General features: G+C 63.8%; 12 protein-coding genes. 4 read left to right on the forward strand and 8 right to left on the reverse strand.

Annotated features, from left to right (window positions below):
* Positions 1-17 precede the first annotated feature (17 nt).
* The 4 genes from pilP to ACZ0AV_RS12025 are packed head-to-tail and all read right to left on the reverse strand — an operon-like array spanning position 18 to position 2,789.
* Complete coding sequence (gene pilP, locus ACZ0AV_RS12010) at positions 18-536, reverse strand: type 4a pilus biogenesis lipoprotein PilP (RefSeq protein WP_499151232.1); 519 nt, start codon at positions 534-536, stop codon at positions 18-20.
* Positions 533-1,156, reverse strand: coding sequence for a type 4a pilus biogenesis protein PilO (gene pilO, locus ACZ0AV_RS12015; RefSeq protein ID WP_499151233.1), 624 nt, complete (start codon positions 1,154-1,156; stop codon positions 533-535). Before pilO ends, pilP begins: the two co-directional genes overlap by 4 nt.
* Positions 1,153-1,725, reverse strand: coding sequence for a PilN domain-containing protein (locus tag ACZ0AV_RS12020; RefSeq protein WP_499151234.1), 573 nt, complete (start codon positions 1,723-1,725; stop codon positions 1,153-1,155). Before ACZ0AV_RS12020 ends, pilO begins: the two co-directional genes overlap by 4 nt.
* A complete protein-coding gene (locus ACZ0AV_RS12025) occupies positions 1,725-2,789 on the reverse strand; it encodes a pilus assembly protein PilM (RefSeq protein ID WP_499151235.1) in 1,065 nt (354 codons plus the stop codon). Before ACZ0AV_RS12025 ends, ACZ0AV_RS12020 begins: the two co-directional genes overlap by 1 nt.
* Before the next feature lie 184 nt (positions 2,790-2,973).
* Between ACZ0AV_RS12025 and ACZ0AV_RS12030 the strand changes: the two genes are divergently transcribed.
* Positions 2,974-5,409 (forward strand): penicillin-binding protein 1A, encoded by a 2,436-nt coding sequence (locus tag ACZ0AV_RS12030; RefSeq protein WP_499151236.1) that lies wholly within the window; start codon positions 2,974-2,976, stop codon positions 5,407-5,409.
* A gap of 171 nt (positions 5,410-5,580) precedes the next feature.
* On the opposite strand, the gene ACZ0AV_RS12035 is transcribed toward ACZ0AV_RS12030, so the two are convergent.
* The 4 genes from ACZ0AV_RS12035 to rpmE all read right to left on the reverse strand — a co-directional run bounded on the left by ACZ0AV_RS12035 (position 5,581) and on the right by rpmE (position 9,423).
* On the reverse strand, positions 5,581-6,849 hold the full coding sequence (locus tag ACZ0AV_RS12035; protein ID WP_499151237.1) for a malic enzyme-like NAD(P)-binding protein: 1,269 nt from the start codon (positions 6,847-6,849) through the stop codon (positions 5,581-5,583).
* Between the two features lie 101 nt (positions 6,850-6,950).
* Positions 6,951-8,390, reverse strand: coding sequence for a M48 family metalloprotease (locus ACZ0AV_RS12040; protein WP_499151238.1), 1,440 nt, complete (start codon positions 8,388-8,390; stop codon positions 6,951-6,953).
* Positions 8,387-9,184 carry a thermonuclease family protein gene (locus ACZ0AV_RS12045; RefSeq protein WP_499151239.1) on the reverse strand — a complete coding sequence of 266 codons (798 nt, stop codon included), beginning with the start codon at positions 9,182-9,184 and terminating at the stop codon, positions 8,387-8,389. The genes ACZ0AV_RS12040 and ACZ0AV_RS12045 overlap by 4 nt, the downstream gene beginning before the upstream one ends.
* Positions 9,185-9,210: 26 nt before the next feature.
* Complete coding sequence (rpmE, locus tag ACZ0AV_RS12050; protein ID WP_042552353.1) at positions 9,211-9,423, reverse strand: 50S ribosomal protein L31; 213 nt, start codon at positions 9,421-9,423, stop codon at positions 9,211-9,213.
* A 238-nt stretch (positions 9,424-9,661) separates the two neighbouring features.
* Between rpmE and ACZ0AV_RS12055 the strand changes: the two genes are divergently transcribed.
* The 3 genes from ACZ0AV_RS12055 to ACZ0AV_RS12065 all read left to right on the forward strand — a co-directional run bounded on the left by ACZ0AV_RS12055 (position 9,662) and on the right by ACZ0AV_RS12065 (position 14,479).
* Entirely contained in the window at positions 9,662-11,881 is a 2,220-nt protein-coding gene (locus ACZ0AV_RS12055) for a primosomal protein N' (RefSeq protein WP_499151240.1), read from the forward strand.
* 132 nt (positions 11,882-12,013) lie between these two features.
* The gene (argS, locus tag ACZ0AV_RS12060; RefSeq protein ID WP_499151241.1) at positions 12,014-13,777 is read left to right on the forward strand and encodes an arginine--tRNA ligase; all 1,764 of its coding nucleotides are present in this window, start codon (positions 12,014-12,016) and stop codon (positions 13,775-13,777) included.
* Complete coding sequence (locus tag ACZ0AV_RS12065) at positions 13,778-14,479, forward strand: SPOR domain-containing protein (protein WP_499151242.1); 702 nt, start codon at positions 13,778-13,780, stop codon at positions 14,477-14,479.
* Positions 14,480-14,553 lie beyond the last annotated feature (74 nt).

The following is a 14,553-nucleotide window of genomic DNA, read 5'->3' on the forward strand; positions in this document are numbered from 1 at the left end:
ATGGTTCACCTCGCTCCTCAGGAGCGCTCCTTCAGAGTGAGGGTTCGTGGGCGCTCGAGCCAGCCACCATCACCGTCGGGGACGATTTCGACCACATCGATTTTTGCACTGTCTATGGCGACGATCCGGCCTTCATTGCGCCCCAGGTAATCCCCAACCTTGACGCGATGAACACCACCGACACCACTGACCAGCGCGAACGAGCCATTATCATTGGCCAGCGTGCCGACCATCTCGAAAAGCTCGATGTTGAAGCCTTCGAGGAACTGCTTGACGCGCGTTTCGTCCGGCTTGATTTCCTTGCTTCCCTTTGTCCGGCTGACCAGGTCGACTTTCACCGGCGGCTGGAAGGGGCTGCGCAATGCCGCCGCGCTGTAAGTGAAGCTTTCGTACGGTTCAGGCTGGGGAAGAGGCTCGATCTGGCCTTTCGGCCGAGCTCTGACCTCATCCATGTAGGCCTGAAGATCACTGAAGTCACCGCCGCCACAGCCAGTCAGGCCAAGCAGCAGCAAGCAGGGCAGGAAGACACGTTTCATGGTTGTGCCCCCTTGTCGTTGTAGCGATAGGTCTTGGCGAGAATGCTCATGCGCAATTTGGACGTCGCGCCCTGTTCGGCCGGAACCAGTTCGAAATCGTGCAGCGTCACGATGCGTGGCTGGCTGGCGACGCCACTGACGAAGGTCGCCAGGTCGTGGTAGCCGCCGACGACCTGGATCTGGATCGGCAATTCGATATAGAACGGCTGGGTGGCTTCGGGCAACAACTTGATTTCCTCGAACTCCAGACCGCTGTCCAGGCCGATACGGGTAATGTCCTCGAGCAGGCCCGGCACTTCCGTATCGCTCGGCAGCTGCTTGAGCAGGGCACCGAACGACACCTCCGCCTCTTTCATCTGCTCACGATAGGCTTCGAGGTTCGCGGCCTGGAATGCTTTGGAAGAAAACTCCTGCTTCAGGTTTTCCTCGTCCAGGCGCTGTTGATCCAGGGTGGACTGCAGATCTTTCAAATGAAAGTTGTAGCCAAGGGCGAGTACCAGTATGACGGCGAGCATACCGGCAATGACCTTGGCTGCCGCCGGCCAGGAGCCGACATTGTTGAGGTCCAGGTCGTTGATATCGATCTTGCGCAGGCTCGCCAGGGAATCGTTCAGGCTCATGGCTTGACCTCCGCGCCTTGCTTGACCGGTTGCGCTTGCTGCACGGTCAGCTGGAAGGTGTTGGCCTGATCGACGGCACCGGCGGTCACTGCCTTCACCTCGGTCAGGTTGGGCGATGCCAGCCAGTCGGACGCATCCATGTCACGCATCAGAGCGGAAACCCGGCTGTTGGATTCAGCCGCCCCAACGATTGCAATACTCTTACCGGTCATTTTCACACCAGTGAAATACACGCCATCGGGCAGGGTTCGCACCAACTGGTCGAACACGCGCCCGATGATCGGGCGATTGCCCTGCAGGTCCTGGATGATTTTCATCCGTTCGAGCAACTGCTGGCGCCGCGTACGCAGCTCGCTGATTTCCGCGATGCGCGTGTTCAGCACAGTAATTTCCTTACGCACGTAATCATTGCGCGCCTGCTGGTTCTCGATTTCGCCATTCAGGTACTGGTCGCCGAGGAAGATCAGCGCCGCAGAAGCGATCAGCAGGCCGCCCAGGGATACCAGGAAGCGCTGCTTGCGCTCTTCACGCAGCTGTTCGCGCCAGGGAAGGAGGTTAATCCGCGCCATCAGTCGAAACTCCTCATCGCCAGGCCGCAGGCAATCATCAGCGCCGGCGCGTCACTGGCCAGCGCTCCCGCATTGACCTTGCCACTCAGGGCCATGTCAGCGAATGGGTTGGCAACCAGGGTCTGGGTACCGATCTTCTGTTGAATCAGGCGATCAAGGTCCGGGATCGAGGCAGTACCGCCCGCCAGCAGGATGTAGTCCACATCGTTGTACTGGCCAGCCGCAAAAAAGAACTGCAGGGAACGGGACACCTGCTGTACCAGGGCATCCTTGAATGGCTGCAGCACTTCACTTTCATAATCGTCGGGCAGGCCGCCCTGCTTCTTGGCCAGGCCGGCTTCATCGACGGAGAGGCCATAGCGGCGCTGAATCTCTTCGGTCAACTGACGGCCACCGAACAACTGCTCGCGGGTGTAGATGGTGCGCCCGTTGTGCAGCACGCTGAGCGTGGTCATGGTCGCGCCGATGTCGACCACTGCCACGGTCAGTTCCTCATGCGCGCCACCAAGCTGCTCGGCCAGCAGGTTGTAGGCGCGCTCGAGCGCATAGGCTTCTACATCCACGACCTTGGCGGTCAGACCGGCCAGTGCCAGGGCAGCTTCGCGAACCTCGACGTTTTCCTTGCGGCACGCCGCCAGCAGCACTTCGACGCGCTCGGCGTTGCGCAGGGAAACGCCCTGGACCTCGAAGTCGATCGCCACTTCTTCCAGCGGATAGGGAATGTACTGGTCAGCCTCGAGCTTGAGCTGGTTTTCCAGCTCGTCGTCGGACAAACCCGCCTCCATCTCGATGGTTTTGGTAATCACCGCCGAACCGGCAACGGCCACCGCCACCGTGCGCACGTTGGTCTTCGCCTTGGTCAGCAAACGCGAAAGCGCCTGCCCCACGCCCTCGAGTTCGGCGATGTTTTTCTCGACTACAGCGTTGGCGGGGAGCGGCTCGACAGCGTAAGCCTCTACCTTGTAGCGGCTTCCTGAGCGACTCAATTCGAGGAGCTTGACGGAGGTCGAACTTATATCGATCCCCAAAAGCGTATTCGCTTTCTTACTGAAGAGCCCTAGCACGACCGATTTCCTATTCACATCCATAACTTACGGATGATTTATGTTTTTCCACATTAAATAGCAGACTTGACAGAAGCGCAAATGGCTACCCAGCAAAAAAAACGCTTATAATGTGATCAGTTTTTGCCTTTTCGCCTTGTCTTCCGCTTAACTCATTCTTTTATCTGGAAATCCAAAAATCTTGATGCGTTTGCTGAAGTTTTTCTGCTGGTCCGTGATCGCTGTTTTTTGTGCGCTAGTACTCAGCCTCAGCGGTGCCTTCCTCTACCTGAGCCCGACTCTACCCTCTGTCGATGCCCTGCGCAGCATAGAGCTGCAGATTCCGCTTCGCGTCTACAGCAGCGACGGAAAGCTGATCGCCGAATTCGGAGAAATGCGCCGCTCACCCATCGCATTCGCCGATATTCCGGCCGACTTCACCAACGCCCTGCTTGCCGCGGAAGACGATAACTTCGCAAATCATTATGGCGTTGATCTTACGAGCCTGATGCGCGCTGCCACGCAATTATTGAAAACGGGGCAAATTCAATCGGGCGGCAGCACCATCACCATGCAGGTGGCAAAAAACTTCTTCCTGACCAGCGAGCGCAGCTTCTCGCGCAAGATCACCGAAATCCTCCTGGCCCTGCAGATCGAGCGCGAGCTGAGCAAGAACGAGATTCTCGAGCTCTATGTCAACAAGATTTACCTGGGCCACCGGGCCTACGGGATCGAAGCCGCCGCTCAAGTCTATTACGGCAAATCCATCCGAGACTTGAGCCTCTCCCAGCTTGCGACGATAGCCGGTCTTCCCAAGGCACCTTCGGCATTCAATCCGCTGACCAACCCGACCCGCGCCAAGGAGCGTCGCGACTGGATTCTTGGCCGCATGCACCGCCTCGGCCGTATCGATCAGGCCCGCTACGAGACAGCCCTCGCCGAGCCGGTGGATGCCAGCTATCACGTGGCGACCCCGGAACTCCCCGCGCCCTACGTGGCGGAAATGGCCCGTGCCGAGATGGTCGGGCGTTACGGCAGCGACGCGTATACCCAGGGTTTCAATGTCACGACCACGGTGCCCAGCGACCTGCAGCAGATGGCCAACAAGGCCCTGCGCGACGGCCTGATAGACTACGACCAGCGCCACGGCTACCGCGGCCCGGAAAGCCGCTTGCCGGGCATGACCCGGGAAACCTGGCAGGCCGAGCTCGCCAAGCAGGGCACCCGCGGCGGGCTTGACCCAGCCATCGTCACCCAGGTCGAGAAGAGCGGCATCCTCGTGCTGACACGCCAGGGAACCGAGGAAGCGGTGTCCTGGGACAGCATGAAATGGGCCCGCCCCTTCCTCAACACCAACAGCCTGGGGCCACGCCCACAGCAACCGGCTGACGTGGTGCAGATCGGCGACCTGATCCGCGTGCAGCGCCAGGAAGACAACAGCCTGCGCTTCGTGCAACTGCCCAGCGCCCAGAGCGCGCTGGTGTCGCTGGACCCGTTGAATGGCGCCATTCGCGCCCTGGTCGGGGGCTTCTCTTTCGAGCAGAGCAACTACAACCGCGCCGTTCAGGCCAAACGCCAGCCGGGCTCGAGTTTCAAGCCATTCATCTACAGCGCCGCGCTCGACAACGGCTACACGGCCGCAAGCTTGCTCAATGATGCGCCCATCGTGTTCGTCGACGACTACATGGACCAGGTCTGGCGACCCAAGAACGACAACAACACCTTCCTCGGCCCGATCCGCCTGCGCGAGGCGCTCTACAAGTCGCGCAACCTGGTATCCATTCGCCTGCTGCAAGCCATGGGTATCGAGCAGACCCTGAGCTACATCGAACGCTTCGGATTCAATCGCCAGGACCTGCCGCGCAATTTGTCCCTGGCGCTTGGCACGGCCAACCTCACGCCCATGGAGATTGCCACCGGCTGGACAGCGTTCGCCAATGGCGGGCACAAGGTTCAGCCTTACCTGATCCAGCGCATCGACAATCGCCACGGCGACCCGCTGTTCATCGCCAACCCGCCCACCGTACCGGATGCCGCGAAGCCCGAAGTACCACCGCCGGTCAACGAGGAAGGCGTGATGAATCCGGAAGAGGCCAAACCGGAACAACTGCCGGAGGCGCCTGAACCGGCAACCGCCGAGCGCATCCTGGACGAACGCACCGCCTACATCATGACCAGCATGCTGCAGGACGTGATCAAGCGAGGCACCGGCCGTCGCGCGATGGCCCTGGGGCGAACCGATCTGGCAGGCAAGACCGGCACCACCAACGAGTCGAAGGACAGCTGGTTCTCCGGCTACAACGCCGACTACGTGACCACCGTGTGGGCGGGCTTCGACCAGCCGGAAAGCCTGGGCCGTAACGAATATGGCGGCACCGTGGCACTGCCGATCTGGATGAGCTACATGGGTGCCGCCCTCAAGGACAAACCCAACCACGCACCGGCAGAGCCCGACGGCATCCTCACTCTGCGCGTCGACCCACACAGCGGCCGCGCCGCGGCGCCGGGCACGCCGGATGCCTACTTCGAGCTGTTCAAGAGCGAAGATTCGCCACCACCGATGAGCGAGTTCGCCCCGGGAACGGGCGCTCCAGGCAGCCCATTACCGGCCGACGAAGCCGCGCCTATCGATCTGTTCTGAACGACCGCACGCGAGGCGCAGCGGCGCCTCGCGTGCGGCTTGGCACTGTCTGCCGAGCCGGCTCGGCATTCACCTGGCGCACCCCGTGCTTGCCACACACAGCTAACCGAAACGCGACATGACGACATAAAAAAACCCGCCGGAGCGGGTTTTTCATTGCCTGCTGGGCAATCAGCCTTTGAACACGTCATCGACCGATTTCAGGGGGTAGTGCTTCGGATACGGCAGGGTCGCCACACCGCTTTCGATCGCAGCCTTGGCAACGGCATCGCACACCACGTTGATCAGGCGGACGTCCATCGGCTTGGGAATGATGTACTCGCGGCCGAACGTCAGGGCGATGCCGCCATAGGCGTCGCAGACTTCCTGGGGCACCGGCAGCTTGGCCAACTCGCGCAGGGCGTTGGCAGCGGCGATCTTCATCTCTTCGTTGATGCGCGTGGCACGCACGTCAAGCGCACCACGGAAGATGAACGGGAAGCCCAGTACGTTGTTGACCTGGTTCGGGTAATCGGAGCGACCGGTAGCCATGATCACGTCATCGCGGGTGGCGTGAGCCAATTCAGGGGAAATTTCCGGGTCCGGATTGGAGCAGGCAAACACGATCGGATTCGGCGCCATCAGTTTGAGGCCTTCGGCGCTCAGCAGATCCGGGCCGGAGAGGCCGACGAATACGTCAGCACCGGTCAGTGCGTCGTCCAGGGTGCGCTTGGTGGTTTCAGTGGCGAATACCGCCTTGTACTGGTTCAGGTCGTCGCGACCGGCGTGGATCACGCCCTTGCGGTCGATCATGAAGATGTTCTCGACCTTGGCGCCCATGCTTACCAGCAGTTTCATGCAGGAGATGGCGGCAGCGCCAGCGCCCAGGCAGACGATCTTGGCCTCGGGCAGGGTCTTGCCGGCGATTTCCAGGGCGTTGAGCATGCCGGCGGCAGTGACGATCGCCGTGCCGTGCTGGTCATCGTGGAAAACCGGGATGTCGCACTGCTCGATCAGGGCGCGCTCGATCTCGAAGCACTCGGGTGCCTTGATGTCTTCCAGGTTGATGCCGCCAAAGGTGATGGAGATCCGCTTGACGGTGTCGATGAAGGCCTGCGGGCTCTCGGCATCGACTTCGATGTCGAATACGTCGACACCGGCAAAACGCTTGAACAGCACGCCCTTGCCTTCCATGACCGGCTTGGACGCCAGCGGACCCAGGTCGCCCAGACCGAGGATCGCGGTGCCGTCGGAAATGACTGCTACCAGGTTGCCTTTACCGGTGTAGCGGTAGGCAAGCTCCGGATCGCGGGCGATCTCGCGCACTGGCTCGGCAACACCCGGGCTGTAGGCCAGAGACAGGTCACGGGCAGTGGCGGTGGGCTTGGTGAGCTCGACGCTCAACTTACCTGGACGGGGCTTCTCATGGTATTCGAGAGCGGCAGTTTTCAGATCAGACATAATGGCATTCCGCTTTATTGGGCTATTGACTGGCAGGCGGCCGAGGATACGCAAAGAGCGGGGGCCTGCACAAGACTATGCAGTCAGCCTGCAAACATGCCTCAGCGAACCGTCTTGAACCAGTCACCCGGGCGTGGCTCGCCCTGTGGATAAAGGTTGTTGAGCAAGCGCAAGGTGACCTCGGCATCGGCGACAAGGCCGCTGCCGGCCGCCAGCGACTTGAGCGTTTGCCCAGGCGTCACGCGTACCAATTGCAGCCGCAGCGGCTCGGCCAGCTTGTGTTCGGCCGGCTGCAATGAACGGAAACTGTTGATCGCTGCCACGAACAGCGCGTCGTCCTGGGCATTCGCCGCGCGCCCCTTGATCGCGCCAACGAACAGATAGGCCTTGTTACCCTTGAGGATAACCGCTACCCGGCGCGGCGTAGGGCCGTCGATCAGCCCCATGTAACCTTGCAGGCCAGCCTGCTGCAAGGGCGCACCATCGCGCAGGCGCGCACCACCGATACGCTGGCGTAGCAGGCTCGCGGCATCGAGGCCGCGGGGGTTGTCCTCGAGCGTCATCGCAACGAAGGCCTGCTCATCAGGAGAATGACCGATCAACACCTCTGGCTGATTGACGATGCTCCAGCCCTTGGCGAAAGCCAGGGTAAAGTCAAGATCACGGTGGTAGAAGCGCTCACCACGGCGGATGCCACTCTCGGCCGAGTCACCGAAGGGCAGCCCCTGAAGACGCTGCAGGAATGCCTCGCGATTGACCTCCTGCTGGCCAGCCACCAGCGCCTGCGCCGGGCCGATCACCTGCTGCAGGCGACGGTCGTTATCCGGATGGGTATCGAACAACCCGTGGTAGCCAGCCACTGGTTGCTGCTCGCCACGCCGGGCAGCCTGGTCGCGCGCGAAATCCTCCTGTGCCTTGAGCACCTTGACCACCTCGATCATCGCCTGCGGGTCGTAGCCGCCCCGTGCCAGGTACTGCGCGCCTAGGCCGTCCGCCTCCAACTCCATGTCGCGCCCGTAGCCGCGTACCACCGCAGTCCCCAGGGCACCGGTCACATCCGCTGCAGCGCCGACGCCGGTGCCCATCGCCACCGCCTGACCGAGAATGCCCCAGGCCGTCGACTGGCTTTGTTGGCGGACGCCATGGCGCGCCGTCACATGGCCGACCTCGTGGCCAAGCACCGCGGCCAGCTCGGCCTCAGAGCCGAGATAGGCCATCAGGCCGCGATGAATGTAGATGTAGCCCCCAGGCAGCGCAAAGGCGTTGATGTCGGGGCTGTCGATGACCGTGAAGTGGTAGTCCAGCTGGCCTCGGTGGCTGTGCCGTGCAACCCGCTCGCCCACGCGCTGCACATAGGCCTGCAGCGCCTCATCGGCATAACGCGGGTACTGCTGGAGTATCTGCTTGTGTGCGTCGCGGCCCAGCGCCAGTTCCTGCGCCTCGCTCATCATCACGAAGTCGGTGCGCCCGGTGGCGGGGTTCACCGCGCATCCTGCCAGTGCCGCCAACAGCGCCAGCAGCAGCACTGCACGCCAGGTCACCGCCGCACCTCCAGCATCGCACCATGCGTCAGCGGCAGCATCCAGCGCGCCTGGCCGCTCTTGAGGCCGCCACGACGGGACCGGTCGATCATCCAGCCACGCGCTTCGATTCGCTTGCCTTGCAGGTCGTCCAGCAACGACGCATCGAAGGTATCCAGCACCTGCGGGGCAATGCGCAGCACCACCGAGTTACCCAGTTCTATCCACACCCCACCGCGGTTGCGCTCGACCTGCTGCACCTGGCCTTCCAGCAAGATGAAACCGCCGCGGCGCACGGCGTGCGCAGGCTCTGGTTGCTGCTGCGCCCAGAGCCCGGCCCGCGCGCGACGCGCCTGGCGCTCGGCTTCGCGATGACAGGCCACGAGCGCGGCATTGGGTGCCACGGCCACCAGTTGACCGAGCCCCTCGGCCAGCATCTGCGCCTCGAGATTGTCGCCGGCGCTGTTGTAGAGGTGGGCCAGCGTGCGGCCGTGACGATCGCGTGCCTGCTCCCCGAGCTCGACTCCCACGCGCCCGCCGTTGGCGGCCACCAGCTCGCTCAGGCGCTGGCGCGCGGCTTCCGCGAATGGCTCCGCCGCCTGCCCGCTGCGGGCCAGTTCAGGGCTATTGAGGCCGATCAGGCGCACGTTGCGCCCGTCCGCCAGGCGCAGGGTGTCACCATCCACCACGCGCTGCACCTTGACCTGAGCCAACTCGCCCGGCGCCGGGCAATACGCCTGGGCCGGCAGGCACACCACAGAAACGAAAAAGGCGCCCACAAGGGACGCCTTCTTCATCAGTGCGAACACAGCCATGTGGGCGTGCTTCGCCGTTCGGCCGCTTACTTGGCGCCGAACACACCGAAACGCTGCTTGAAGCGATCGATACGGCCGCCAGCGTCCAGAACCTTCTGCTTGCCGGTGTAGAACGGGTGGCACTCGGAGCACACGTCCAGGCTCAGCGGCTTGGCCAGGGTGGAGCGGGTCTTGATGACGTTACCGCAGCTGCAGGTAGCGTCGATGGCAACGTATTCCGGATGGATATCGGCTTTCATGATTGTTTCCTCGGGTCTTGTGCCGCCACCAGACTGGATGTCGGGTACCGCACGTAGGTTGGCCGCGGATCATACCAGAGCGTGACGATGATGCAACTCGGCTACCGCTACCGGCCGTCGCACACGGGCCCGCCGGCCGCCGGCAGCCAAGGGAGCCGGCATTTGGTGCAGCGGTAGTTGCATAGGTAGTTTTTCAACCGCCTGCTACTATCGCGCCTCGCCTGCCTGGAGCCCCCGCGTGCCCGACGCCATTTTGCGACTCGCCCTGCCCTCGCCGCTGCGCCGCCTGTTCGACTACCTTGCCCCGCCTGGCGTGTCGGTGCGCGACCTGCGCCCCGGCGCGCGCCTGCGAGTACCGTTCGGGCGCCGCGAGATGATCGGCGTGCTGGTCGAGATCAGCGAACACAGCGACGTGCCGGCCGACAAACTCAAGCCCGCCCTGCGACTGCTCGATCTGCAGGCGCCCATGCCGCCGGCACTGCTGCGCCTGTGCCAGTGGACGGCGCAGTACTACCAGCACAGCCTGGGCGACACCCTCAGCTGGGCATTGCCTGTGCTGCTGCGCCAGGGCGAGCCGGCCGAAGCGCGCCAGGAGCGCTTCTGGTTGATCGCCAAGGATGCCCGCCTGGACGACCCGCGCCTGGCCCGCGCGCCGCGCCAGCGCGATGCACTGAAGACCATCGCTCAACACCCCCACGGGGTCGCCCACCAACTGCTCAGCCAGCTGCAGATCAACCGCGACAGCCTGCAACTGCTGCAGGAAAAAGGCCTGGTACGCGTCGAAGTGCGCCGCCTGAGCAGCCCGGAACGCCACGCCAACTGGCTGGCTCAGCCGGAGCTGCCACTGAATGCCGAACAACGTGCGGCGACCGAGGCGATACGCGCAGGCTTCGGCAGTTTCAACGCGTTTCTGCTCGCCGGGGTGACCGGCAGCGGCAAGACCGAGGTCTACCTGCAACTGATCCGCGAAACGCTGGAGGCCGGCAAGCAGGCGCTGGTGCTGATCCCCGAGATCAACCTGGGGCCGCAAACCCTGGCGCGCTTCGAGCGCCGCTTCAACGCACGCATCGCCCTGCTGCACTCGGCAGTCAACGACCGCGAGCGCCTGGACGCCTGGCTGGCGGCCCGCGACGGCGAGGCCGACATCATCATCGGCACCCGCTCGGCGCTGTTCACGCCGATGAAGCGTCCGGGCCTGATCATCATCGACGAAGAACACGACGCCTCCTATAAACAGCAAGAGGGCCTGCGCTACCACGCCCGCGACCTGGCCGTGGTGCGCGCCCACCAGGAAAACGTGCCGATCGTGCTGGGCTCCGCGACACCCTCGCTGGAAAGCCTGCATAACGCGCACAGCGGCCGCTACGCGATGCTGCGCATGAACCAGCGCGCCGGCGGTGCTCAAGCGCCGCGCTTCCTGCGCCTGGATATCAAGAGCCGGCCGCTGGATGCCGGCATGTCGCCGCCACTGCAGCAGGCCATCACCCAGACCCTGGCCGCCGGCCAGCAGGTTCTGGTGTTTCTCAACCGCCGCGGCTTCGCACCGACCCTGCTGTGCCATGAATGCGGCTGGCTATCGGAATGCCCACGCTGCGATGCTCGCATGACCGTGCATCAGCGCAGCCGCGAACTGCGCTGCCACCACTGCGGCCATGCCGAACGCCAGCCCGGCAACTGCCCAAGTTGCAACAACGTTGACCTGCGTCCGGTCGGCGCCGGCACCGAGCGCGCCGAAGAGCGCCTGGAAATCCTGTTCCCCGATGTACCGGTGCTGCGCGTCGACCGCGACAGCACGTCGCGCAAGGAGGCCATGACCACCCTGTTCAACACCGTACAGCGTGGCGAGCCGTGCATCCTGGTCGGCACGCAGATGCTGGCCAAGGGTCACCATTTTCCGCGGGTGACCCTGGTGGCGATCCTCGATGCCGATGGCGGCCTGTTCTCCGCCGACTTCCGCGCCAGCGAGCGCATGGCCCAGCTGATCGTCCAGGTGGCCGGCCGGGCCGGGCGCGCGGAGGAGCCGGGCAAGGTGATCATTCAGAGCCACCTGGCCGACCACCCACTGCTGGTGCAACTCACCGAGCAAGGCTACTTTGCTTTCGCCGACCAGGCATTGAGCGAACGCCGCGCCGCCGGCCTGCCGCCTTTCTGCCACCTCGCACTGCTGCGCGCAGAGGCGCACAAGCCCGGCCAGGCCGAGGGATTTCTCGATGAAGCGTGCAGCGAAGCCGAGCGACTACTGGCCGAGCTGAACCTGAGCGGTATCGAGCTGCTGGGGCCGGTGCCCGCGCCGATGGAACGTCGCGCCGGCCGCTATCGCGCCCAGTTGCTCCTGCAGGGTAATGCCCGTGCGGCGCTGCACAAGTTGCTCGCCCACTGGCTGCTGACACTCGAGACCCTGCCCAGCGGTCGGGCCGTGCGCTGGTCGCTGGATGTCGACCCGATCGATCTTTTCTGAGCAACAGTGCTCGCCCTCGAAACACCCCGCGGCCGTTATGGCTTGAAGCGGTGCCCTTGCCCCGTCGATAATGCGGGGTTTTCAACCCACGCTTTCGAGCGGCGCCGCGTCCTGCGGCCGAACGAGCAGACCATGAAAGACAGTATTCGCCACCTGATCCAGCAAGCCCTGACCCGCCTGACCGCCGAAGGCGTGCTGCCCGAAGGCCTGAGCCCGACGATCCAGGTGGAGAACACCAAGGACAAGACCCACGGCGACTTCGCCAGCAACATCGCCATGATGCTGGCCAAGCCGGCAGCGATGAAACCGCGCGATATCGCGCAGAAACTGATCGACGCCCTGCCCGCCGACCCGCAGATCAGCAAAGTCGAGATCGCGGGTCCGGGCTTTCTGAATTTCTTTCAGAACAGCGCCGCCCTGGCAGAGCGCCTGGAAGCTGCCCTGGCCGACGAACGCCTCGGCGTACGCAAGAACGGCGCCGCCGAGCGGGTCGTCGTCGACCTGTCCTCGCCGAACCTGGCCAAGGAAATGCACGTCGGCCACCTGCGCTCGACCATCATCGGCGACGCGGTGGCACGGGTACTGGAGTTTCTCGGCGACGAGGTGATCCGCCAGAACCATGTTGGCGACTGGGGTACCCAGTTCGGCATGCTGCTGGCCTTCATGGAAGAGAATCCGGCCGCTGCGGAAAGCGAGCTGGCCGACCTGGAAGGGTTCTACCGCGCCGCCAAGAAACGCTTCGACGACTCTGCCGAATTCGCCGAGCGCGCCCGCGCTCTGGTCGTGGCGCTACAGGCTGGCGAGCCGCAATGCCTGCGTCTGTGGGAGCGCTTCAACGCCATTTCCCTGAGCCACTGCCAGAAGGCCTACGACCGCCTGGGCGTCAAGTTGACCCCGGCCGACGTCAAGGGTGAAAGCGCCTACAACGCCGACCTGGCCAACGTGGTCGCCGACCTGCACAGCAAAGGCCTGCTGACCGAAGACAACGGCGCGCAGTGCGTTTTCCTCGACGACTACAAGAATGCCGAAGGCAACCCGCTGCCGGTGATCGTGCAGAAGGCCGGCGGCGGCTACCTGTATTCGACCACCGACCTCGCTGCCATGCGCTACCGCAGCCAGGTACTCAAGGCTGACCGAGCTCTGTACTTCGTCGACCAGCGCCAGGCCCTGCACTTCCAGATGGCCTTCGAAGTGGCGCGCCGTGCTGGCTTCGTGCACGAGGGCATGCAGCTCGAACACATGGGCTTCGGCACCATGAACGGCGCCGACGGCCGCCCCTTCAAGACCCGCGATGGCGGCACCGTGAAGCTGATCGACCTGCTCGATGAAGCGGAGTCGCGCGCCTACGAGCTGGTCAAGCAGCGCAACGACCAGCGTGCCGACAAGGGTGAGACGCCATTCGACGAAGCCGAACTGCGTGAAATTGGCCGGATCGTGGGCATTGCCTCGGTGAAATACGCCGACCTGTCCAAGCACCGCACCAGCGACTACAGCTTCAACTTCGAACTGATGCTCAGCTTCGACGGCAATACGGCCCCTTACCTGCTCTACGCCTATACCCGCACGGCAAGCATCTTCCGCAAGCTGGGCCAGGGCATCGACGAGATCGACGGTCGCATCGAACTTCAGGCGCCTCAGGAAATCGAACTGGCCGGCAAGCTGGCGCAGTTCGGCGAGGTGCTCGGCAGCGTCGCCGACAAGGGTACGCCGCACCTGTTGTGCGCCTACCTGTACGACGTGGCCGGGCTGTTCTCCAGCTTCTACGAGCACTGCCCGGTACTCAGCGCCGAAGACGAGACGACTCGCACCAGCCGCCTGCGCCTCGCCGCGCTGACCGGCCGCACCCTCAAGCAAGGCCTGCAACTGCTGGGCCTGGAAACCCTGGAGCGCATGTAAGTGGCAGCCCGCAAGAAGCCAGCACCGAAACGCGGCGCCAGCCGCTACAAGGCCCCGAGCAAACGCCCGGTACCGGGCTGGATCTGGCTGGCCTGCGGCCTGGTGGTCGGCGTATTCGCCATGCTGCTGTTCAACCTGCAACCCGGCAGCGACGCGATCCAGCGCGACAAACCGCAGCCGGAACGGGCCAGCAACACCCCCAAAGTGACGCCGTCGGCGACCAGCCAGGAACCGGGCAAACCCAAATACGACTTCTACACGCTGCTGCCGGAGTCGGAAGTCATCGTGCCGCCGGATGCCGTGCCGCCCCCGACCACGCCGACGCCCGAGCAAAAGCCGGTTACACCGGAAGAAGCCGCGAAGATCGACGCAGCGCGCGCCCAGGCTGCCTTGAACGGTGAGACGCCACCGCCCGCACCGCCCGTGGTCGCGCCCTCGGCCGCCATTCAGCCGCCGCTGACCACCCAGTTCTTTCTGCAGGCCGGCTCATTTCGCCGCAAGGATGACGCCGAGAGCGTGCGTGCGCAGATCACCCTGCTCGGCCAGAACGTACGCGTAGAGTCCGGCACGGTGCGTGACGAAACCTGGCACCGCGTGCTGGTCGGCCCGTTCGCCAACCGCGATCAACTGGCCCAGTCGCAAAAGGCACTGGCTGCCAACGGCTTCAGCAATCTTTTGTTGCAACAGCGCCAGAGCCGCTAAGCAGCGTACGGCTCTGCAGCGTAGGCAGGCAGCAACGTGGCGGGGGGTGGCCCCTCGTAGGGTGGACGACGCTT

Source organism: Pseudomonas sp. AC532 (genome assembly GCF_979258965.1).

What these genes read in the sequence shown, in the direction of transcription:
- pilP (WP_499151232.1), bottom strand. Translation starts at nt 536, where the DNA reads ATGAAACGTGTCTTCCTGCCCTGCTTGCTGCTGCTTGGCCTGACTGGC.
- argS (WP_499151241.1), top strand. Translation starts at nt 12,014, where the DNA reads ATGAAAGACAGTATTCGCCACCTGATCCAGCAAGCCCTGACCCGCCTG.
- rpmE (WP_042552353.1), bottom strand. Translation starts at nt 9,423, where the DNA reads ATGAAAGCCGATATCCATCCGGAATACGTTGCCATCGACGCTACCTGC.
- ACZ0AV_RS12045 (WP_499151239.1), bottom strand. Translation starts at nt 9,184, where the DNA reads ATGGCTGTGTTCGCACTGATGAAGAAGGCGTCCCTTGTGGGCGCCTTT.
- ACZ0AV_RS12020 (WP_499151234.1), bottom strand. Translation starts at nt 1,725, where the DNA reads ATGGCGCGGATTAACCTCCTTCCCTGGCGCGAACAGCTGCGTGAAGAG.
- ACZ0AV_RS12035 (WP_499151237.1), bottom strand. Translation starts at nt 6,849, where the DNA reads ATGTCTGATCTGAAAACTGCCGCTCTCGAATACCATGAGAAGCCCCGT.
- pilO (WP_499151233.1), bottom strand. Translation starts at nt 1,156, where the DNA reads ATGAGCCTGAACGATTCCCTGGCGAGCCTGCGCAAGATCGATATCAAC.
- ACZ0AV_RS12030 (WP_499151236.1), top strand. Translation starts at nt 2,974, where the DNA reads ATGCGTTTGCTGAAGTTTTTCTGCTGGTCCGTGATCGCTGTTTTTTGT.